The organism is Paenibacillus sp. P36, assembly GCF_045866505.1.
Taxonomy (GTDB): domain Bacteria; phylum Bacillota; class Bacilli; order Paenibacillales; family NBRC-103111; genus Paenibacillus_E; species Paenibacillus_E chondroitinus.
The window spans coordinates 7,804,325-7,826,841 of sequence record NZ_AP038372.1 but is presented as its reverse complement, the minus strand read 5'-3'; the positions used below and the strand labels follow the sequence as shown (position 1 = coordinate 7,826,841).

Here is a 22,517-nt window from a genome sequence, read left to right as displayed (position 1 = left end):
TTCGTAAAGCAATACATGATGGAGATGAAAGACATGTTTCAAAATATCGGTTTTACCGAGTTATTATTGATTGCGGTCGTTGCGTTAGTGTTGTTCGGACCTAACAAGCTGCCTGAGATTGGCCGTGTGCTGGGACGTACGCTCAGGGATTTCAAGAAAGGTGCGTATGAGCTCATGAATGATGAGCCGAAAGCGGCATCACCTGCACCTGCGGCGGTTCAGCAAGCTCCGCAGGCTAGCGCTGCTGCCGAGGGCCAAGTAGCCGAGGAGCAAGCGCCGGCTGCTGTTGTTGCTTTCGCGAGTGGCTCGGCCTTGGGCGAGGCTGATGCATCGCCTGCGTCTCCAGCACCAGCTGTTGTCGCTTTCGCGACGAGCGCTCCAGCCTTGGATAAGGCTGACGCATCGTCAGCGGCGCCTGCAGCCGCACAGACTGCCGAGAAAGCAGCTGTGGCGTTCATGTCGAGCGCGCCCGGGCCTGAGTTGGCTGACTTGGCGGAGGATTCCTCCGCACAGCGTGCGACATCTACACCTGCAACGCCGGCAGCGGCTGCTCAACCAAGTCATTCGCGCCGCTTACCGGACTAGTTCATTTTTCTTTTTAGCATAACAAGTGGTTCAGTCTTTCAGGCTTGATTCACTAGATCAGGTTGGTGAAATATGTCAACGAACGAAGAAATGTCACTCGTGGAGCACCTTGGTGAGCTGCGTAAACGGATCATGTGGATATTGGTTGTGTTGGTCATCGGGATGGTGGCCGGTTTAATTTCCGCCAAACCCGTTATTCGATACCTCAAAAATATTCCACCGGCCGATACGATTAGCTGGAATGTTTTTTCTCCATGGGATGCTTTGCGATTATATATGAATTTTGGCTTAGCCGTAGGGATCCTTATTACCTTGCCGGTTACGCTTTATCATATATGGGCCTTTGTTAAACCGGGGCTGCGCGAGACGGAGCAGAAAGCTTCGATCATTTATATTCCTTATGCATTTGTGCTTTTTCTAGCAGGTCTTTCGTTCGGTTATTGGGTTGTTTTTCCAATGGCTTTTTATTTTACTTCTTCCATTAGCAAAAGTCTCGATATCACCGAGATGTATGGTGCGGCTGAATATTTTGCATTTATGTTCAATATTATTTTGCCATTGGCACTTGTGTTTGAGATGCCGATTGTCGTTATGTTTTTGACGAAAATCAGGCTTCTTAACCCGAAACGGTTACATAAATTCAGACGGTATGCCTACATGCTGCTCGTTATTTTAGCTACAGTCATTACGCCGCCGGATGCCATTTCGGCTATCCTCGTAGCTCTGCCGCTTATCGTTTTGTATGAGTTTAGCGTATTTATGTCGCGTTTTATTTACCGTAAACAACTGCTGCAGGATGCAGAATGGGAACGGGAATTCGGTCCCAAATAAGAAAACAGTCTGTCACTTTTGTGCAGGCTGTTTTTCTTTGCGACAGGGAATATTTGTTTTTCATTTGGGTAGAATGAGGGGGGTGTTCGAAAGTACGAAAAATGTGTAAAAGGACTTGCAAATTACTCCCAGAATGAGTATCATAAGAGTTGTTGTTAGCACTAAACACATTCGAGTGCTAATAACCTTGAAACACACCATTACCAATTTTCTAAAGGAGGCTATTTTTCCATGATCAGACCGTTAGGTGATCGAGTTATCATTGAAGCCGTTGCGAAAGAGGAGACTACAGCAAGTGGTATCGTGCTGCCAGATACAGCGAAAGAAAAACCACAAGAAGGTAAAGTTGTAGCCGTAGGCGCAGGCGCGTTGAAAGATGGCGTTCGTGTTCCGCTTGAAGTAAGCGAAGGCGACCGTATCATTTTCTCCAAATACGCAGGAACTGAAGTGAAATACGAAGGCCGCGAACTGTTGATCTTGCGCGAAAGCGACATTCTCGCTGTATTAGCCTAATTTAGCAGGATATAGATCGGCATTACGTTTTACTTAGGTTTTCCGTTTTATTACTTACTATGTATCGTTTAAATAAGAGGAGGTTTCCTATTCATGGCAAAAGATATTAAGTTCAGTGAAGATGCACGCCGCGCGATGCTTCGCGGGGTAGATGCTTTGGCTAACGCTGTAAAAGTAACCCTAGGTCCTAAAGGCCGTAACGTTGTACTTGAGAAAAAATTCGGTAGCCCGTTGATCACGAATGACGGTGTAACGATCGCGAAAGAAATCGAGCTTGAAGATGCTTTCGAAAACATGGGAGCTCAACTTGTTAAAGAAGTTGCTACCAAAACAAACGATGTTGCCGGTGACGGTACAACAACAGCAACGGTTCTTGCTCAAGCTATGATCCGTGAAGGTCTGAAAAACGTTACTGCAGGCGCTAACCCAATGGTTATCCGCAAAGGTATCGAGAAAGCTGTTAAAGCGGCTGTGGAAGAGCTTCAATCCATCGCTAAGCCTATCGAAGGCAAACAATCCATCGCACAAGTTGCGGCAATCTCTGCTGCTGACGAAGAAGTAGGCGAACTTATCGCTGAAGCTATGGAAAAAGTAGGTAAAGACGGCGTTATCACCGTTGAAGAATCCAAAGGTTTCTTGACTGAGCTTGAAGTTGTAGAAGGTATGCAATTCGACCGTGGCTACACTTCCCCTTACATGATCACTGACACGGATAAAATGGAAGCTGTCCTTGACAACCCATACATCCTGATCACTGACAAAAAAATATCCAACATTCAAGAAATCTTGCCTGTTCTTGAAAAAGTGGTTCAATCCGGTAAACAACTTTTGATCATCGCTGAAGATGTTGAAGGTGAAGCACAAGCAACGCTTGTTGTGAACAGACTTCGTGGAACATTCACTTGCGTAGCTGTTAAAGCTCCTGGTTTCGGTGACCGTCGTAAAGCTATGCTTGGCGATATCGCTGCTTTGACTGGTGGACAAGTGATCACTGAAGAGCTTGGTTTGGATCTGAAATCCACGCGTCCTGAGCAATTAGGTAGCGCGCGTCAAATCCGCGTAACTAAAGAAAACACAATCATCGTTGACGGTGCTGGCGACGCAAAAGACATCGCAGCACGCGTAACGCAAATTCGTTCCCAACTGGAAGAAACAACTTCCGATTTCGATAAAGAAAAACTGCAAGAGCGTTTGGCTAAGCTTTCCGGCGGTGTAGCGGTAATCAAAGTTGGCGCAGCGACTGAAACAGAACTGAAAGAGCGCAAACTTCGCATCGAAGATGCTTTGAACGCGACTCGCGCAGCTGTTGAAGAAGGTATCGTTTCCGGTGGTGGTACAGCTCTCGTGAACGTATACAACGCAGTAGCGAAAGTAGTAGCTTCCGGTGACGAGCAAACAGGTGTTAACATCATCCTGCGCTCCCTGGAAGAGCCAGTTCGCACAATCGCAGCTAACGCTGGTCAAGAAGGCTCCGTTATCGTTGAGCGCTTGAAAAACGAAAAAGTAGGCATCGGCTACAACGCAGCATCCGGACAATGGGTAAACATGTTCGAAGCTGGTATCGTTGACCCTGCGAAAGTAACGCGTTCCGCACTTCAAAACGCTGCTTCCGTAGCAGCTATGTTCTTGACTACTGAAGCGGTTATCGCTGACAAACCAGAAAAAGACAAACCAGGCATGCCTGATATGGGCGGCATGGGTGGAATGGGCGGCATGATGTAATCATCGCCCAAATCCCTTGATATATATGGGTTTTGATAGTTAGGTGAGGTCAATTGACCTCATTTTGACCTCATCCATTCGAAATTAGAGGTTTTTCATGAGTTCACCGAACTTTTGAAAGGCCTCTTTTTTCTTTGTTTTTGTAATGTGCTATAACTGTTTTGGATGTATCGCCATATTTTTATAATTTTTTGCTAACCTTAAAGCGGTCTTATAAACAAATAAAGAGGTATGTGTATAACGAAATGCGTGGGACGTTAACGTATCTTTAAGACTCCAGCAGTCGTGGCATAATTCGAGGTATGCCATCCTTAATTTCATTTTGATAGGCCTTATGCTTCTTCATCTCATATTAGAACAATAGATATTAATTCAATGTTGGCGTGGTACCCCATTGGATGTCAAATCTTATTATTGGCCCAGCTATTAATTAGGGAAATAATGTTATGTATAATGCAAAGTCTGCAAAATTCTCTAGAGGTTTTGCTTTGTTACGATATATATCAATAACATAGGATATTTTATGAAAAGTAAAAAAGAAATCCCAACCGGTAATGCAATTTGAATCCATTGAACCTCATTCATACCTAAAGTATTTAATGCATAATCGCACTGTTCTATGAAGAATTTTGAGTATTTAAAGCAAATTAATATTCCCAAATTAATGATAATAGAGAGATTGTAGCTCCAATTTTCTTTCTTTCAGTTTTATAAATAAACAATCCAATAAAATAATCAATTAATGTAGAAATAATTAAGATTAATAAAAACTCATAAGCACCCCAAGCATAAAAGATGTAACTTACAAGGAGTAGAACATAGTTCATAGTTCCTGAACTTGGTGCCAGTTAAATAATAATACACTCCGATCTTTAATAAATGGTTTATAGAAATCTATACGTCATAAAATTTTGTTACACACTTCTACATTTCTCCAAAATACTATTAAAACCATATAGCGTAATGAAGAATCATATAGTAAATGGTAATAAACATTTAAGTTATTTAAGTTATTTAAGTTATAATAGTATAATCGAGCGTATCAATTTATATTGGGAGGAAATAAAGGTGAAAAGGAAATATTTTTTTATAGTAGTCGGTTTTTGTTTACTTATTTGCGAATCAGTAAGTGCTATGAGTATAAATGGGGATTATAAAGGTAATCCGATAGTTAAATTGTTTGTCAATGGAAAATCTGTCGTAAGCGAAGTTCCGCCCATTATTCTTGATGATAAAACAATGATACCAATTAGAGGACTATCAGAATCTCTCGGAGCACAAATAAAATGGAATTCCAGTACTAATACAGTAAATGTATTTAAACAAGACCCTTCGCCATTGTATAATCTTATCCCTCACGCTGGGGGTGGGATTGGCGGTTACGATTATACGGAAACTCAGGATGCTTTTGAGGCAAGTTTGAAGAAGGGCTTCAAAATACTAGATTGTGATATACAAAAAACTACAGATGGCAAGTACATTCTTTTGCATGAATGGGACAACCTCATAAAATTGGCTGGAACTGATGGAACTTCAATGAGTCACGCTGAATTTATGAATCTCAAATTTGTGAACGGATATCAACAAATGGATTTAGATATGTTGTATTCATGGTTGCTAAAACACCCAGATATTCATATTAATATTGACGTTAAAAGGAACACACCAGACGTTGAAGTTATGAAAGAAATTGTATTTGATTTCTTTAATTTAATTGAGGAAAAGTACCCTGAGATTAAAAATCAAATCATCGTTCAGGTTTATCGATTTGAAGAGTTTGGTTATTTAAGCCAGCTAGGGTACGTAAATATGTTCTTTAATCTAGGTGCATATAAACTGACTGACGACCAGGTTGTTGAAAACGTGCAAAAGTATAATTTCAAGGGTGTATATATGGGCCCTGAAAGAACTGAAGCAGGATTGCCAAACCGCTTGAAGGCTATTGGTGTACCTACTTATGTATATACTATAAATGATCCTGAAGAAGTAATTAAGTTGACAGGAAAAGGTGCTTACGGTTTTATCACTGACTATTTAGTACCGTAATAATTGAAACTATAGAAGTGAGAATGAAAGAGTTCTCAGTAAAAAATGAGAGGGTTTTCCACATTGATGTGAGGATGAAAAGCCAAAGATCCTTTGTACCACGACCACCACACCATCCTCAAAGAAGTCAATAAAGCACTCCACATCAATTGCGTATACGTATGTACTTTTTAAGGAGGGCTGCATGTCTCTTATCCTCAAAATTGCTAATTATATAAATATAGGCTATTTATGGATATTTTATCAACATACAATTTGGGTGGCATGATGTAAGAAGGGCTTCGCCCTTCTGCATCATTGCTAGCTTGAAGAGGCTCCTCAGATGAATCTGAGGAGCCTCTTTTTGAGCGCTTGGCAGCGCAGTGGACTAATGAGTGAAAGTCTCTAGTACACCGTGAGGTGGCGGAAGTACATAGCTAACGCATAGTGCTTAGTCCGTGAGGATAGGTGCGGAGGATGCGAAGGCAAAACCCGGAACAGGCGGCATAACCATGTTGGCTGGCAAGGCCGGATGACCCTGCAAAAAAAGGAATGTCCAATACCACCGTTGGCCTTGTAAGTTAGGAGGACTGGATTCTGGGGAAAGTCGGTTGACGTGACCCAAGGAGATCTCATCGTTTCCTCGTAAGGAGGTAACTTTTTTTTTTCAAGACCGCGATGGTTAAGGAGAAGCTATGAATGGTGAGAAGTCAGACGTAGGGATAGTAGCGAAAAAGCTTGCCAGAAAGGCCGCAAAGGCAAGTGAGTCGGCGTGAAAAAAATTTTTTTTAATCGTTGATGCAAGCTTCGACTCAAAAGGCGAAGACTTGTGCAAAGCCCGAAACCAGAGAAGAAAAGTTATTGAGTGAAGCCATGTGCCGGACAGAAGCCGGGGAGCCATGAAGTGCGAAGATCCGGGGAATGAACATAAGGAGAAGCCGTCTGGGGCGAGTACCGTCAGTGAAACGGAGATTGCCATAAGGCTACAAACCGTGTAACTGGCAGGGAAGGAGAACGAGCAAGGAAGAGCAAAGGCAGGACAATGACTTGCGTGAAGGAGTAATGAAGCAAGAAGGACGAAAATGGTACAGCTTAATCGACAAGATATGGGCAAAATCAAACCTGGAGGAAGCTTTCAAAGAGGTGAAGCGAAACCGTGGAGCAGCAGGGATCGATCAGATGACTGTGAAAGCATTTGAATCGAAGTTGGAGCACCATCTAGAAGTGCTTCAGCAAACGCTGAAAAGCAAGATGTACCAGTCAAAGCCGGTAAAGCGCGTATATATCCCGAAAGCAGATGGGACGCAAAGACCTCTAGGCATACCTACCGTGGGAGACCGAGTCGTGCACGCGGCGGTAAAACGCATAATGGAACCTATCTTTGAAGCAAAGTTTATGGACTGCAGTTATGGATTTGGACCGGGACGAAGTGCGCACATGGCGCTTGAGAAAATCCGGCAAGATCTGGAGGACGGTTACCGTTATGTCATCGATGCGGATCTTAAATCTTATTTTGACACGATCCCGCACGGCAGGTTGATGGATATGGTGAAGGAAACAGTTGTCGATGGGAGTGTATTAGGGCTACTGGAAAAGTTTCTGAAGGCTGGTGTCCTAGAAAGTGGTAGTTTCCGCTTGAACGAGCAAGGAACGCCACAGGGAGGAGTCATAAGTCCATTACTAGCCAACATCTACCTTCATCCGTTAGACCAAGCGATGGCAAAACGAGGATACCGTCTAACGAGGTTCGCAGACGACTTTGTGATCTGCTGTAAGACACTCAAGGGTGCGGAGCGCGTGATGAAATCCGTCATCGGTTTACTGGAGAAAGAAATGGGACTTAAAGTTCATCCGGAGAAAACGAAAATTGTAAACAGCAAGAGAGAATCATTTATCTTTCTCGGGCATGAGTTTAAGCCGGGAAAGAGGATGATGCCCTCGGGCAAAGCGATGACGAAGTTCAAAGACCGGGTAAAAGAGATTACAAGAAGGAACCAAACCGTGAGCGTAGAGATGTTGGTGAAGGAGAAGCTAAACCCATACTTGAGGGGTTGGGGCAGATATTTCGGAACAGGAGATGTAAGGAATCGATTTCGAGACTTAGATTCCTGGATAAGAAGACGTTTGCGCTCTGTACAACTACGCAGTTGGAGGAAAGTGAAGAAACTCCACCGTGAAATGTGAAGACGAGGTTGGGATAACAAAGAACTACCTGGTCTTCGTATGGCAGCATGGAGAAGTTCCCATTCAACCTACGCCCAAAATGCGATGCCGAATGCATGGTTTAAAGAAATGGGTCTAAGTAGTCTACTTGAGATTTACAAAGAACTTCATCCCCAAAGGGGATAATCTGGAGGAGCCGGATGCGATGACCCGCATGTCCGGATCTGTGAGAGGCCCATGCAAATGCGCATGGGCCTACTCGATTTATGATCACAGTGTCGATCATTTTTTAACGGACACAGTGGCCGCTATTTTGGTATTCCGGCTGTTTTTCGGGAGCTAACGGACGGGAGAGACGTTATTCGCTAATAAATGGAGCGGAAATGGGTGTTTCAAGTCCAATAGCGGCGCCTCAGTCCGTTAAATGTTAAATTGAGCCCAAAAGTGGCGAATAGCGGCATCTCAGTCCGTTAGGCTCGTCGTACCGTACCGCTCCGACTGCATCGCGTCATACCGCACTGTTATCGTACCGCTCTGTACTGTAACGAGTTGCACCGCACTGTGCCATATCGCTCTGTACTGCAACGAGTTGCACCGCACCGTGCCATACCGCTCTGTATTGTAACGCGTTGCACCGCCATAATGCCCAGTACCGCAATTCCGGCACTACATTCCCACATTGTAGGGACTGCACAGCAATCCCCGCATCCCCGCTCACCACCCGCTCACAACTCCCAAGCCGCAATCACCTTGTTCTTCCCGGTGCGCTTCGCCGTAATTTCAGCGGTATCCGCTTGCTCAATAAGCTGCTCAATAGAGCTAGGTTGGCACAGTTCCAAAGAAGAAACACCGACACTAACGGTGATCGTGTATGGACGCCCGTAGGCGAACTCTTTTTCAATTTCGCCACGCAGTTGATGGGCAATCTTGAGGGCTTCTTTGCCGTCCGTTTTCGGTAAAATCAGAATAAGCTCCTCGCCGCCATATCGGCCGGCAATGTCGCTTTTCCTTAAATTGAACCGGAAAATATCGGCGATCTCCCGCAGCACCCGGTCGCCTTCCGGATGACCGAATTCGTTGACTCTCCGGAAATTATCGACATCGATCATGATGACGGAGAGATCCAGCTGATAACGGCTGGCAAGCTCAAACTCTTCTCGCAGCTTCTCCATGAAATAACCTCGCAGGTAGAAGCCAGTCAAGTTATCAATGACCATTTCGCGATGCAGAAGTACGTTGATGATATGCGGTTTGATGAAGGACAGGAAGTGCTCCATATGCTGCTGCTTGGTTTTGGTCATGCCATCGACATGAACTTGCAAGGTGATCGCCTGATCGCCACGCTGAAACAGGGTAAAGACGAGCACGCAGTGATCTTCGCTTCGCGTTTGGTAGGCAATTAATTCGTCATGATCACGCAATCCCGAGGCGGTGACGAAAACCTTTTGCTTATAATGCAGCAGCTTGTACGTAATTGAAAGTTGAATGACCGGGAAATAGTCGAATAAAGCCTTGGTCAGTCTTTGCATGGTTGTGGACAGATCCAGCGTTTCCGTTATTTGCTCGCTTAGTTCAATGATAATTTGCAAATCCAATGAAAGAAGCAGCCATTGTTCGCGGTCGGCCATCATTTTCTGCACATAATCATCCTGCAAAATAGACGGAGACGCCGGCGCATACGAAGGGGCAATCGCTTGTTCCATGCAGGCTGTCAGATACGGGCGCCACGTTTCCTTCTGAATCATCTGATAGCCGTTTAATGCGCGCCGCAAATACAGCATGGCAGGCTGAATGTCGCCCTCGGCCATCGACCTCTCCGCTGAAAGCCTGTAATAATCAGGCCAAAAGACATCATAAGCGTATTGTTTCAAGTAGGTTTCAAATTGGTCAAACCAGTGGTCTACTCGTTCTCTTTCCGAATGCAGTTTGAGCAGAAGAGTAATCATTTCCCGATAAGCCCAGCCGGCGTAAAGGCCAGCGTTATTTTTAGCAATAAACTGCTCAAAAAGTTGGCAAGCACACAAGGTGTTACCTAATCCTGTTTGATGCAGCGCCTCAAGTAAAACAGAATGATTTTCATTCTCAAGAAAGTCGGGAACGTGAACCGGTAGCTGCTGACGAAAGGCGGCATAGCCCTGATAAACGGCCAGCAAGGACTGGCCCCAATCGGTAATTTGCTGCTCAATGAGGCTTGTCTCCAACTGGTGGAATAACGCCCATTCCTCCCATTCCAGAGCGAATAAGAGTTGATTGGTCAAATAATTTTCGGCCAAATCCTTGCGACGCAGCTTGTCGACCTGTAGAACGCGTTCTTTATGATACAAATAACTGGCGATATCGCCTTGGTTTAAGGAGAGTTCCATCGCATTCAGATGGCCAACTTGCTCCTTAATCGTATATCCTGAGCGCTTGGCTCCTTCAATTCCGCGATAGACATACGTATTGATGATTTTATTGTTGCTTTGATACGAATAAACGTCATAAAGACGCAGCATCAAATCCGTATGCGGTGAGGAGTCCAGTAACGGTTCAAGTTTTGCAGCAATCGATAAGGCCCATTCTTCCATTTCAGGAAAATGGATCAACATATTGATCGTATAGTAATTCGTAATTTCCGCAAAATGCCGCAGGGCAAGCAAATGACGTTTGGGATAAGCAACTTCGGTATAGAACTTATGCAAGGTATGCATTTCTTCATCCTGCAGCGGAAAGCAAAGATTACTCGTATTGAGCAAAAATGCGGCCCGTACTCGATCCGTAAGCAGCTGCTTCTCATCAAAAATGAAAGGGAAAAGCTCCTCGCGCAGTTGATAAACATCTATATTATTTTGAATGATGCGAATAGACAACCAACTAAAACGGTCTGAAATGGTTCCCGTTCGTTCATAGACGGTTAAAGCCAATTGTTCGGATAGTGCGAACTGGTTGAGCAGATGGTACATGCGGCTAAGCAGTCGATCCAGGAAAACAAGGTAAGGCCTTTCCAGCTTTTCATATAAATATTTGATGCGCTCCAAGATTTCGGCCTTTTGGCTGTAAGAGAGCAGGGTGCGAATTTGTCTGTAATATTTGATAAGCAAATAGTATTCGACCTTGTATTCTCCTGCTTGGCATGACAGCGTGATCAACTGAGGCAATGCGAATGGACGATACTTGTATAGATATTTCAGTGCTGTTTGGTAATAGGACGCAAGTTTGTCCTCAGGCAGCTGTTGCAGGACCAGTCCAATAATTTCACTCGAAATAAAAAGACTGTCATTGCGGCTAACATGCATAAGGCCGAGCTCTGCAAGCCTGGTCACCGAAAGCAGAATATTGCCTGCATCCAGTCGATTTGCGGTAAAGAGGGAGGCAGCATGGACCGGCATAGGCAGGCAGCATAGCAGCCTCATAAGCTCTAAGTCTTTTACATCCAGAACAGCAATACGCTTCGCAATCAGGCGAAGAGGATTCAATTGCTCATAATCCAGATGAAATCGGGTCGTTGGTATCCAACCGTTTCGGGTCATCTGAATGCTATGAGACTGGGCGAGCTCCTCCAAAATCATGCGGCAGTGGCTTGCGTTAATTCTATTTTCGTATAGCCAGTTTTTTAGCTGGTCGATTAAAGCTACGTCTGCTCGTCCAAACTGTGAAGCAAGCAACTGCTCATAGATGGCAGGGTTCGCATGATGCATGTTAAGGATTTGGAAAGGCACTTCTGCAAACTGGGCAGGAATACGGCTTCCGCTGAAAATGAAGTTCAGGCAATTCATCTCATGGCCATGCTCTCTCCAGAAGTTCAGAAGAATTAACTGGGAATCTTCATCAAAGTGCTCGCAGTTCTCAAAGGTGAACACAAAGTTTTGAATGGGAAAAAGTGGAATAACCGACATAAAAAACTGATGCAGCCACTCTGTCAGCAGATAAAGGATGTCGTCGCCTTCATAGTGCTTTTTGAGCAGTTGGTCAAATTTCCGCGCCAAGTTCCGCAGCATCGTAATGGACTCCGGCAGAATATCGTAAGCTCTGTGCAGCGTTCTGGAGACCACTTCACGCAAGGTGGAATAGGGCAGTTCTTGCGAGACAATTTTGAAATAATATCCCTTTTCAATGACTTCATTAATGTGCTGCGCGTACAAATCGAAACGAATAGCCTCATCTTCGCAGATGAGACCTAGCAGTCGATCTTCATTGGATTTTAAAAAATCACGAAAACGCTCCTGCTGGTCATGAGTAATGGGAGAAGCGGCTGGGTGGAGCAATTTTGAGCTGTTTTGGATATCTGTAGCAGGTTGCGGCTCCGCTGGAAGATGCAAATAATCAAGCAGCGATGCAGCTATCTCGTCAACGAATAAAAAGGATTCAGGCTTCGTATGAAGCCGTTCGGAAAGAGGCTGCAAAGCCGCAGGTACAAGGCCGTTGTACATTGACTCCAGCAGCAAATGGATAGATTCAAAATCAGCAACGCGTGATAAAAGAAACCTTCGCGCATAGCGTGGAAATAAGCTGTATGGATAGTCCGTCAGCAAGTGATTGATGAACTCAATGGCGGAGGGAAATGGTTGAACATCAACTAGAATGGCTAGTGTTTTTGGATGGAAAAATAGCATGTCCGGCGAAAGAAAGCCCATATAAAATTGTTTATCATGCAAAATTGAAAGCGCTTTACAAAGGGGGATAAGAAGCTTCGCTTTGGTTTCATCGCTTAACTGCTCATGGTGCAATTGCGAAAAAGGCACAAAGCCATCCGGTAAAGAGGGCAGCTGCACAATCAGATCTCCGTCCGTGAGCTTCCAACTTGTCGGTTGACGGAATAAGTCTCCTTGAGCTGCATCCGCCCAGGAGAGTAGGCGGCTCTCAATTTGTTTATAAGGGAAGTAAGACCATAGCTTATGATTAAAATGCATTTCTGCATAGTCAAAGGTGTGAGAGTAAGTTAGATGTCGAGTTTCCGAGAAATTTCTATAAGTTGTAGTATTCATCTTACTCCCTCTCCTTCTAAAGTATAGGGTTTGTGTATGTAGGGGATGGGGATGTTTCCATCGAATAGGTCTGATTTCTCAATTGTAACAAAAATAAGCGCCAAATGGGAGATAGAAATGGTGAAAACGCCAGAGAGCCTGTCATTTTTTGTTCTGATTGGACATCTACCTGCTTGGCCTGCAAAAAATGAGCCTAATTATTGAAAAACTAGGCATTGGTACATTCTTTGGACTAGGCATAGACGTATACTATCTCAAACCTAAAGAGGAGTTGACTTAATCAATGGCTTATCAACCGAACCAAACTAGCCAAGGAAAACAATTTCAGTGTCCCCCAGCTGACCCTATAATGACAAGTCCAGAAAGAATTGTTAGAGATTTCTATCACCCGCAAAAGGTTCAAGTTATTCACCCGATTCAAATCGTAAATAGACATCATTGTGTACCGGTTTATGAACATGTGTGTACGTATGAAGAGACAGATGAGTATTGCGGTACTCACCCTCATCCGCACCAAGGCATGCTGCGCGACAAATAATCGTGACACCCTAGTCTGAATCTGCGAAGATTCCAGCTAGGGTTTTTTTATCGATGGCCGCCTTTTCCTGTATAATGAATAGATAGCTTTTTTGAGCGAGGGAGGTCGGGCATGCGCGAACTAGATGCTAAACCACAAATTGATTTAACGGCCCGGGGTCCGGTAAGCACTCCGAAGGAGACAGGAACGTGCGCGGAATGGATCCTTTACTTCGATAAGCAATATGCGAATGCCAAAGTATATAACGCTTTTAGCGTCGAGGAATTATATATGCGGGCGTGGGGGCAGCTCAATCAGTTTGCGGACGACTGGGAGTTAACAATCAGGGGTATCTATGATATTCAAGTTGTTCTGTATCTAACCCAGCTATGCGATGCTTTGGCGGATGCGAAGTCAGGCATGTATGACTTTTTTTATAATGCAGGTTACTTTTTTTCTAAAATTACGAAGCACAGTCAGGGACAACTGACCACTGTTTTGCGTAGTATCGATATGGAGCATGCCAAGGAAAGGTATCCAGAGCATTTGAAAGAGCTTGCGGACTATGTGGCTGTACAGGTTTCTAAGGAATCGAGGGAAGCCAGAGGCAAATGGTTTGAGATCAGTAAACTGCTGTGGTCTGGATTGTTGTATGAAAAGGAGCTAATAGCGGACGAGCTTGTAAGATTGCGGAAGATTGCAGGAGATGGAAGTAGAAGTAAAAATGAGCGTGAAGTCGCGGTTTTGGCGTTAGCGAATTTCGATATGTTGTCCGGTGAGGACGAAAATGCATGGGATCGCGTCCTGACGGAGACTGATGTGATTGAGCCGAGAGATTGGTTCGGTTATCTAAGAGATTTTGTGCAAGAGGAGAAGTGGGATCGATTACTGAAGTGGCTCAGATGGTTAGGTCCTGCAATTCGCAAGGAAGTGACGTATGAGGCTGCTGAGTATTTTGATTTGTGGGAGGAAGCGGCAGCGGGCATTGGCATAGATGAAGAGTACAGGAGAGCCATGGTGGAGCAGCTTCCTGGCAGTTATCGGCATTACGCTCGCTTCTTGCTGGGGAAAGAGGAGTACCGGGCATGGGCAGATTTGATGCTTTGCTTAAGCATATCTCCCCTCGATATTGACTCTAATCAGTTGAAAATGGTTGAGAAAGCCGATGTTCACGCGCTGCTGCCGCTGTATCATTATGCCATAGACGAAATTCTCCAAGTTAAAAATCGTGAATCATATAAACAAGGCGTCAAGCTCCTCAAAAAACTGGCTGCTGCCTACAAAAAGCTGAAACAAACGCCTAGATTTGAAGCGTATTTGGTGCAGCTTATTAAACAGTATTCGCGATACCGCGCATTTCAAGAGGAGTTACGGAAAGGGAAGCTACTGCTATGATCAGCTTGTCACAGGTACATATTCGCGTGCAAAAGCTCCCTACAGGGAGTTTTGCCTTCTATGGAGAGACAGAACAGGCCAACGAGGTTCCCGGCTACGCGCTGCGCAAGCTGCTATTTGCTTGGCATGAAGGGTCTTTTTACGGCACGCAGCTTGAAAGTATTCGAACGGGGTACGGTGAGGCCTTGGTCTTGTCACCTTATATGGCCTTGGACTATTTGGCTAATCCGGGTACATTATTGCATGGGAAATTATCCTGGGATGCAGATGTGCTTTTGATGAAAAAAGGGGCTGCCCTATTTAGTGAGGTGCTAGCTGCCGGGTGGTACATGCCGTCTTTCCGGCATTGGCTTCAAGGCGGTATGGGGTGGAAGCCGCAGCTGCCAGGTGCGAAGCTGGGAGAACTTGAGCAGCTATATAAGGGGGCGCAGGATGAGGACTTCTGGATTGACTGGTTCCATGCGACATCCTTGGAAATGATGAAAGAATCGCCTGATTCGGAGATCGGCATGGCATGGAGGCGGTTATCAGAGGGGAATGTGCTTTTGAGAGAGGGGCCATCCTCCGAAGTAGGCTGGATGCAAGAGGATGATTGGCTGCTGGCCATAGGTTGGAAACAAGACGGTAAACCTTACCGAATCTGTGTACAGCTCGTAGAACCTTATGCGGAAACGTATGTAGATGGCACAACGACTGCCAAAGATAACGGAGCGGACTGGCGGCTAAGATTCATCGCGCAGGATCGTCAGGATGCTAATCATTTCGTGGAATTCAGCACGGCGGGGACTATTTTGGTGGGGAGAGTTCCTGCGGCATGGCAGGATGGCATGGATGCCAGCATCCAGGATCAAACGAATCGGGTGCTGCGTATTTTGCCACAGCTTGAAAGTGAGTTTCAGAAGGGGAAAATCGTAGAGCAGTTATCAGACGATCAGGCCTGGGAGTTTCTTACGGAATCAAGCTTGTTGCTCGCTGCTGCCGGCATCTCGGTTTTCCTGCCTTCGTGGTGGGGAGAACTCAGCCGTACGCGGCCTCAGCTGCGAGCGAAAGTGCGCAGCTCTGTAGGCACTTCGCGCAGGCCGATGTTTGGCATGGACCACATTATCCAGTTCGACTGGCGAGTGGCTTTGGGCGGTATCGATCTATCTGAGGAAGAATTCCACCAGATTGCTGAGCAGAAAAAAAGACTGATCTACATTCGCGGAAGATGGGTGCAGCTGAATCCTGCCGACTTAGAGCAGATGAAAGCGGCGATGCGGCAGAGAGAGAAGCGAAAGGGGTTCTCCTTTCGAGACGTTCTGGAGATGCAGCTTACGGACGAGTCTGCGCAGCCTGCCCCACCCACCATTGAGCAGAAGGAAGAGTTCAAGATTAATCTTGAACTAAACGGGTCTTTAAAAACCTTGCTAAGGAAGCTTAATCAGCGTGTATCGCTGCCTTTTGTTCAGATTGAAGGCTTGGAGGCCGATCTTCGGCCTTATCAGGAGGAAGGGGTGTCGTGGCTCCTATTTCTGCGAGGAATTGGACTGGGCGGGTGCTTGGCGGATGATATGGGGCTTGGGAAAACGGTGCAGTTTATTGCTTATTTGTTGGCTGTGAAGGGTGAGTTACAACCTATTTCGAATACGGCTCCGTCCTTGCTCATTTGTCCAACCTCCGTACTTGGCAATTGGCAAAAGGAGCTTGAGCGATTCGGGCCGTCTCTCAATATTCATCTCCATTACGGTACGCAGCGCGCAAAGGGTGAGGCATTCGAAGCTTCTATAGCAGGGGCGGACCTTGTCATAACCTCTTACAATATCGCTCTGATGGATGAAGAAGAATTAGCGAGCATGACTTGGAATACGCTATGTTTGGACGAAGCACAAAATATCAAAAACGCTTATACCAAGCAATCTCAAGCTATTCGCGGTCTGGATGCCCGCCACCGAATCGCATTGACAGGTACGCCGCTTGAGAATCGGTTGACCGAGCTTTGGTCGATTTTTGATTTTATTAATCCAGGGTATCTCGGTACATTGCGCCATTTCAACCATCATTACGTGGGACCTATTGAAAAAAGCACCGACGGCGCGCCGGGACTGACTTCGCGCGTTCAGCGCTTGATCCGCCCGTTCTTGTTAAGGCGAGTCAAAAAGGATCCGGCCATTCAGTTAAGCTTGCCCGAGAAAGTGGAGTCCAAAGCTTATGTGGCTTTGACTCCCGAGCAGGGTGCACTTTACGAGAACGTCGTGCAAACCTTGATGGAGAGAATCGATAGTCTCTCTGTGATGGAAAAGAAAGGGCTTATTCTGGCTTCATTGACGAAGCTGAAGCAGATTTGCGATCATCCTTCCTTGTTTTTGAAGGAAGGAGATCGTTCGGGGGCCGGAGTAGCCCCCGGGAGAGGTGTGCGCTCAGCGAAGCTGGAGCGCCTGCTTGAAATGATCGACGAACTAAGAAGCGAAGGAGGCGGCTGCCTCATCTTCACCCAGTTCGTCGAGATGGGCCACCTCCTGCAGCGCGTGATCGCGCAGGAGCGGGGGGAACCCGTGCAGTTTTTGCACGGGGCCGTGGCGAAGGCGAAGCGCGATGAGATGATCGCGCGCTTCCAGGACGACGCGCTCCCGGAGGCGGAGCGCTGCAGGATCTTCATCCTCTCGCTGAAAGCAGGAGGAACCGGTTTAAACCTCACCGCGGCGAACCATGTTTTCCACTACGACCGCTGGTGGAATCCCGCCGTGGAAAACCAGGCCACGGACCGCGCCTTTCGCATCGGCCAGAGCCGCGATGTGCAGGTGCATAAGTTCATCACGCTAGGCACGCTCGAAGAGCGTATCGATGAGATGATCGAACGCAAAAAAGGCCTCAGCGATCAAATCGTCGGCACCGGCGAGAGCTGGGTCACCGAGATGTCGACGAGTGAGCTGCGGGAGCTGTTTGCGCTTCGCCGGGAGTGGGTGGAGAAATAACGGATACAAAAAAGGCTATCTCTCAGGTCTATTAGACCTTTGAGACAGCCTTTTCTTTTTACTATTTTGGAAAGCTTGCAGTAACAATCGCTTCAATGTTTTGCTTCTCAGCAGGATCTTTAGCAATTAATTTATCCTGAAGGGCTTGATCGTTCTTGCCTTGTTTCTGTAAAGCAGCCAAATACCATCGAATCAGAGTACGATTCGGTTGGTCATCGAGATTATCTGTTATATAAGGTTGAATCGTTGAAGATGAACCAGCGTAATCTCCACGCATATAGCTGATTTGACCGACATTCAATGCCATATTTGGTGTTACGGCAAAAGGACGACCTTGTGCCTGCTCTTTAGGCAGGTTTTTCAGGGAATCAACGCGAGCTAGAACTTCTTTATAAGTGGCAAGAGCATCATCAAGTCTTTTATTGTATTCTTGTGTATTGTTCTTGGCACTTGCTTGATTCGCGAGATCGATATTCAGCGTTATACTTTTTTCGTACATCTCCGTGTACCATGGGTAATTAATAATCTGAGAATTCGACCAGTTTAGCGCCTCTTCGTGCTTGCCTTTTATCAGAAGCATATTAAGCTGCTGCATGGCCACCGCGCGATTATGCGGTTCTTTTTTCAACAGCTGATTCATTAGATCTTGGGCTTGATTGAAAAAAGGTTCCGCTTTTGTTGGATCTTCTTTCTGCACTTGATTATAGACCTGAAGCAGAATTCCAATTCTGCTGACTTGGCCCGTTAACAAATAATCCGGATGTGCAGGGTGTAAAGAGATTGCTTTGTCTAATGGTTGAATAATTTGATTGTAATCTTGGCTAGTTTTGATAACCGCTAGCGTTTCTTTATAAGAACCATTTGCCGAGAGTAGCTGAACCGAAATGTAGAACATCACAAGCGACAAGATGGCCAGCAGCGCCGGGAATGATTTGTGAATCACAGCAGAATCGTTTTTAAAACGAAGCGGTGCTGAAGACGTGTTACTAAGCAGTCCACCAAGAGCAAGGAACAGAATAGCTCCCAAGTACACATAACTCAAATCGAAGTCAATCATACTGTGGACCAAGAGTGAAATCGTTACAATGAAAAATAGGAAATGCAGATCTCGTTTCTCCTGTGAGCTTTTGATATAGCTTCGTATATAGAACACCATGACTGCAATTACGAAGCCTACGAAAGCCAGGAATCCGAGCGCTCCGGTCTCGACCAGATATTGAAGGGCGAAGTTATGAGCCTGTCGGCTAGTGTATGGATTGTTTTGATACTTCTCATATAAAGAAGCCCAGGCTCCCCCGCCGGCACCAATGATCGGATAATCCGTCCAAAGCTTAACTGCGTCTTTGTAGAACGTTCCGCGTTCCAAAACGCTGTGCTGTTGGAAGTTAATATTTTCAATCCGAGTTTTTACATTGTCAGGAAGGATGTTTTTGAAGCCTGTATCACTTAGGATTAGAATGGCACCTAGAACACCAACAACGATAGCCGCTACCGGAAGAATGAAAGTGGCATATTTTTTTGCATCAAAACGAGCGGTAATTCGCTCTAACCATGGAGCTACGAAGAGCTGTATAACGATAGCAACCACAGTGAAAACTACAGAAGCAATGAGCAGAATTGACCAGCCGTGCCATGATTCAGAAGCACTAGGCTGCTTTTGTAAGCCGATTCCGATATCCGTTACTTTTTGAAGAATCAGGATAGACGTTAGGAAAGCTAGTCCGAACTGAAGGAGAGCAAGAATCTGTCTGCTGATTGAAAAGAAGAACAACATAATCAAGAAAACAACCGGAATAACCACGATCGCACCGCGGGAAAGCGTCAACCAAAATGAAACAAGGATGGGCACTAGCAAAAACGCATGTGGGAGAACCGTTTGCCACTTGCGAGACTTCACTACGAAGAACAACGCTCCGAGTGATAAAGTAATTAAGAAAGCCGCGTATGTATTCGCGTATTGGAAAACGGAAGTCAGACGCAAACCGTTAGAGTCCGTCATGATCGCATCGCGGTATAAATTCGGTGAATCCATAAATGCGAACCAGCTAACCAGTTGTGCTGCAAAGCTTCCATTGCCGAGCCAGTACAAAAGTCCGAATAAAACAATGAAATATCCCGATATCATCAATAAACTTGCAACTATCGACACACCAAGCTTGTTTTTTGTCAGAAATACACCTAAAATGAAGAAGGTTGCATACAGCATTTGGATATAGACCATATTGGTTGCCAAATAGTGTGAGCCCGAGTTCGACAAAGAAATGACATAAGTAAGAGGCATAATGAGTACTAGAATCGTTAATACATCTTTCCGATCCTTAAGCTTGAAAACAAAGAAAGCCAGGATTGCAATCAGCAGCATAATGATGGAGGACCACACCGAAGCCGAGTAGATCGAGCGCTCGAAATCATACGTCCCTCCGTTAAACAACGCCCGCTGAAACGGCGCCCAGAACATGAATAAGCCCGTAAACACAATTAAAATCCAAAAGATAACAGAGCTTTTCTCTGTCGTTATCGTACCATTCGCTTTTGCACGCGACGCCGTGTAGGCATTCTTACTTGCACTCATGAGAAAATAGTCTCCTTCTTCGCTAAAGTTCGACTTTATTTTAGCATACTGGAAGCAAAATTCCAATTAACGAGGAGTCTCATGATTTTAACGATCTGATCTTATGTTTGATTTTGAAAGGGGGAATTACAATAGCTAACAATACAATACTGAATCCAAAGGTTTCTATCGTATTAGCGACTTATTTCCCCTCAGAAATTTTCCTTATCAAACAATTAACAAGTCTAGAGCACCAAACTTATGAAAATATAGAGGTGCTGATTTGTGATGATAGTGCAGATGATGTGCAATTTTTTAAGATTCAAGACTTAGCACAACGCTGTATCACTAAATTTTCGGTAACCCTACTTCGAAACAAGATGAATATTGGAAGTAACAAAACATTTGAACGATTAACGAAAGAAGCCAAAGGCGACTTTATTTGTTATTGTGATCAAGATGATATTTGGTTGCCGGAAAAGGTTGAAACGCTGTTGAGACTAGCGATTGATAATGACAGTAAACTAGTCTATTCTGATTTAAGTCTCATTAATGAAAATGATCTGATGATTCATAGAAGTTTTAAGAAAAGTAATTTTAGATTAAAACATGTATATGGTGAAAATACATTTTCGCATCTCGTCAGTAGGAATAGCGTCAGCGGTTGTGCAATGTTGATTGATTCTGAAATTGCAAAAGCCTCAATACCTTTTCCTGAAAAAAGAATTTATGTACATGATCATTGGCTAGCAATTTGTGCTGCTGTGAAAGGTAAAATTGCTTATTCTAGAAAACCATTAGTCTTGTATAGGATTCATGCTGGGAATCAGATTGGCGAATCTCGGTTGAAATCAATTCATAATTTGAATGACTATATTAAGGCTAGATTACTTGATCAAATAGATAGAATTGATTATCTTGAAAAAAAACTTTCGCTGTCGAAAAATAATCAAATTCTAGCAAAGCAATTTTCATCCTTAATTCAGTCCCGTTTACACTTGTTAAAAAATAAAAAGATGACTGTTACATTTCTAAAAACGTTTAAAAGTGACCCAGTGCTCTTTTTATTCGAAGTGGCAATATGGATAATGGGTGAAAAATGCTTTTGTATTATTTTAGAAAGACTTAGGAAATAAAGACGATTAGTTTATTCAATAAATAGGTTTTCGAAAAGTGTAGAGATTTTTGGTTTCATGCAACTTTATTTTCATACAAAAACTAAATCTCAGTTATAAACATATATACTTCGCGAGGAGATTTCAATGAGGAAAAAAAAGATGTTAATCGGTTTAATTCCAATTATTTTTCTGCTTTTAATTAGCACTCTTTCGATGTTTCAACAAGTTCACCAGGGAGATAATAAGTTATTACTCGAAACTAGCAGTAACTTTGGTATATATCAGTTATTTTTTCAACAAAAAGTTAGCTTAATAGTGATGCAATTAATTGTTTGTTTGATTGCTTCATTCGTTATTAGTCTAACAATACTTTATGCTATTCATAAGAGAGTGGAATTGTTCAGTTTATTACTATTGCGTAAATTAATTTTTAGTTTATCTATAAATGATTTCAAATCTAAGTATACTGGCTCATATTTAGGAATTGTTTGGGCTTTTATACAGCCAATCATTACAATCTTTTTATACTGGTTTGTTTTTCAAATCGGTTTTAAATCGGCACCAATAAAAGAGTTTCCATTTGTATTATGGTTGGTGGCAGGAATTGTACCTTGGTTCTTTTTTTCAGATGCAGTATCATCCGCGGCAAACAGCTTGTTAGAGTATAGCTATTTGGTGAAAAAAGTGGTATTTCAGATAAGTGTGCTACCAATTGTAAAGATACTTTCAGCTTTTTTTGTACATTTGTTTTTTCTCGGGTTTATTTTTCTTATATTCTGTTTATACGGATTCTATCCAAATATTTATTGGATACAGTTGTTGTACTACTCATTCTGTGCTGCAGTTTTAGCATTAGGAGTGACATATATAACCACATCAATTATCCCGTTTTTTAGGGACTTATCGCAAGTTATATTAATAATTTTACAAATTGGCATGTGGATGACTCCGATTATGTGGAGTTTTGAAATAGTACCTGACAACTTTCAATGGATTTTTAAAATGAACCCTTTTTTCTATATTTCAGAAGGTTTTAGAGACACACTTATTTACCACGTGTGGTTTTTTGAGAGGTTTAATCAAACTTTTTATTTCTGGACTATTACAATCTTGATTTTCCTAGTTGGAGTTGTTTTGTTCAAAAAGTTGAAACCACATTTCTCGGATGTATTATAGAGGAGG

General features: G+C 44.1%; 13 protein-coding genes. 11 read left to right on the top strand and 2 right to left on the bottom strand.

From position 1 onward, the window contains the following. Positions 1 to 33 precede the first annotated feature (33 nt). From ACKTT9_RS34350 to ltrA, 6 genes are all read left to right on the top strand, one after another. A complete protein-coding gene (locus tag ACKTT9_RS34350) occupies positions 34 to 585 on the top strand; it encodes a twin-arginine translocase TatA/TatE family subunit (RefSeq protein WP_407869525.1) in 552 nt (183 codons plus the stop codon). A 72-nt stretch (positions 586 to 657) separates the two neighbouring features. Next, positions 658 to 1,416, top strand: a complete 759-nt coding sequence (gene tatC, locus ACKTT9_RS34345; RefSeq protein ID WP_157317797.1) for a twin-arginine translocase subunit TatC — start codon at positions 658 to 660, stop codon at positions 1,414 to 1,416. A 231-nt stretch (positions 1,417 to 1,647) separates the two neighbouring features. Beyond that, entirely contained in the window at positions 1,648 to 1,929 is a 282-nt protein-coding gene (gene groES, locus ACKTT9_RS34340) for a co-chaperone GroES (RefSeq protein WP_028553854.1), read from the top strand. Between the two features lie 93 nt (positions 1,930 to 2,022). After that, entirely contained in the window at positions 2,023 to 3,651 is a 1,629-nt protein-coding gene (gene groL / locus ACKTT9_RS34335) for a chaperonin GroEL (protein ID WP_127457281.1), read from the top strand. Between the two features lie 1,068 nt (positions 3,652 to 4,719). Then, entirely contained in the window at positions 4,720 to 5,697 is a 978-nt protein-coding gene (locus tag ACKTT9_RS34330; protein ID WP_407869524.1) for a glycerophosphodiester phosphodiesterase family protein, read from the top strand. A 1,041-nt stretch (positions 5,698 to 6,738) separates the two neighbouring features. Further along, positions 6,739 to 7,860 (top strand): group II intron reverse transcriptase/maturase, encoded by a 1,122-nt coding sequence (gene ltrA, locus ACKTT9_RS34325; RefSeq protein ID WP_407869523.1) that lies wholly within the window; start codon positions 6,739 to 6,741, stop codon positions 7,858 to 7,860. Positions 7,861 to 8,564: 704 nt separating this feature from the next. Here ltrA and ACKTT9_RS34320 read toward each other — a convergent pair. Further along, a complete protein-coding gene (locus ACKTT9_RS34320) occupies positions 8,565 to 12,803 on the bottom strand; it encodes a GGDEF domain-containing protein (protein WP_407869522.1) in 4,239 nt (1,412 codons plus the stop codon). 283 nt (positions 12,804 to 13,086) lie between these two features. Here ACKTT9_RS34320 and ACKTT9_RS34315 point away from each other — a divergent pair, with 283 nt between their 5' ends. From ACKTT9_RS34315 to ACKTT9_RS34305, 3 genes are all read left to right on the top strand, one after another. Further along, positions 13,087 to 13,341: a hypothetical protein gene (locus ACKTT9_RS34315; RefSeq protein WP_127457279.1), complete on the top strand. Its 255-nt coding sequence runs from the start codon at positions 13,087 to 13,089 to the stop codon at positions 13,339 to 13,341. A 111-nt stretch (positions 13,342 to 13,452) separates the two neighbouring features. Further along, positions 13,453 to 14,715 (top strand): hypothetical protein, encoded by a 1,263-nt coding sequence (locus ACKTT9_RS34310; protein WP_407869521.1) that lies wholly within the window; start codon positions 13,453 to 13,455, stop codon positions 14,713 to 14,715. Continuing rightward, the gene (locus ACKTT9_RS34305; protein ID WP_407869520.1) at positions 14,712 to 17,666 is read left to right on the top strand and encodes a DEAD/DEAH box helicase; all 2,955 of its coding nucleotides are present in this window, start codon (positions 14,712 to 14,714) and stop codon (positions 17,664 to 17,666) included. The genes ACKTT9_RS34310 and ACKTT9_RS34305 overlap by 4 nt, the downstream gene beginning before the upstream one ends. 61 nt (positions 17,667 to 17,727) lie before the next feature. Here the strand turns inward: ACKTT9_RS34305 and ACKTT9_RS34300 are convergent, their stop codons facing one another. Continuing rightward, positions 17,728 to 20,238: an O-antigen ligase family protein gene (locus tag ACKTT9_RS34300; RefSeq protein ID WP_407869519.1), complete on the bottom strand. Its 2,511-nt coding sequence runs from the start codon at positions 20,236 to 20,238 to the stop codon at positions 17,728 to 17,730. 107 nt (positions 20,239 to 20,345) lie between these two features. On the opposite strand from ACKTT9_RS34300, the gene ACKTT9_RS34295 reads away from it, so the two are divergent. Together ACKTT9_RS34295 and ACKTT9_RS34290 are read left to right on the top strand one after the other, a co-directional pair. After that, positions 20,346 to 21,353, top strand: a complete 1,008-nt coding sequence (locus ACKTT9_RS34295; RefSeq protein WP_407869518.1) for a glycosyltransferase family 2 protein — start codon at positions 20,346 to 20,348, stop codon at positions 21,351 to 21,353. Between the two features lie 126 nt (positions 21,354 to 21,479). Next, complete coding sequence (locus ACKTT9_RS34290) at positions 21,480 to 22,511, top strand: ABC transporter permease (RefSeq protein ID WP_407869517.1); 1,032 nt, start codon at positions 21,480 to 21,482, stop codon at positions 22,509 to 22,511. Positions 22,512 to 22,517: the final 6 nt, after the last annotated feature.

Bases quoted from the DNA above. Each gene is read 5' to 3' on its own strand.
- ACKTT9_RS34305 (WP_407869520.1), top strand. From the start codon at position 14,712: ATGATCAGCTTGTCACAGGTACATATTCGCGTGCAAAAGCTCCCTACA.
- ACKTT9_RS34320 (WP_407869522.1), bottom strand. From the start codon at position 12,803: ATGAATACTACAACTTATAGAAATTTCTCGGAAACTCGACATCTAACT.
- ACKTT9_RS34300 (WP_407869519.1), bottom strand. From the start codon at position 20,238: ATGAGTGCAAGTAAGAATGCCTACACGGCGTCGCGTGCAAAAGCGAAT.
- ACKTT9_RS34350 (WP_407869525.1), top strand. From the start codon at position 34: ATGTTTCAAAATATCGGTTTTACCGAGTTATTATTGATTGCGGTCGTT.
- groES (WP_028553854.1), top strand. From the start codon at position 1,648: ATGATCAGACCGTTAGGTGATCGAGTTATCATTGAAGCCGTTGCGAAA.
- ltrA (WP_407869523.1), top strand. From the start codon at position 6,739: ATGAAGCAAGAAGGACGAAAATGGTACAGCTTAATCGACAAGATATGG.
- ACKTT9_RS34310 (WP_407869521.1), top strand. From the start codon at position 13,453: ATGCGCGAACTAGATGCTAAACCACAAATTGATTTAACGGCCCGGGGT.
- ACKTT9_RS34290 (WP_407869517.1), top strand. From the start codon at position 21,480: ATGAGGAAAAAAAAGATGTTAATCGGTTTAATTCCAATTATTTTTCTG.
- groL (WP_127457281.1), top strand. From the start codon at position 2,023: ATGGCAAAAGATATTAAGTTCAGTGAAGATGCACGCCGCGCGATGCTT.
- ACKTT9_RS34315 (WP_127457279.1), top strand. From the start codon at position 13,087: ATGGCTTATCAACCGAACCAAACTAGCCAAGGAAAACAATTTCAGTGT.
- tatC (WP_157317797.1), top strand. From the start codon at position 658: ATGTCAACGAACGAAGAAATGTCACTCGTGGAGCACCTTGGTGAGCTG.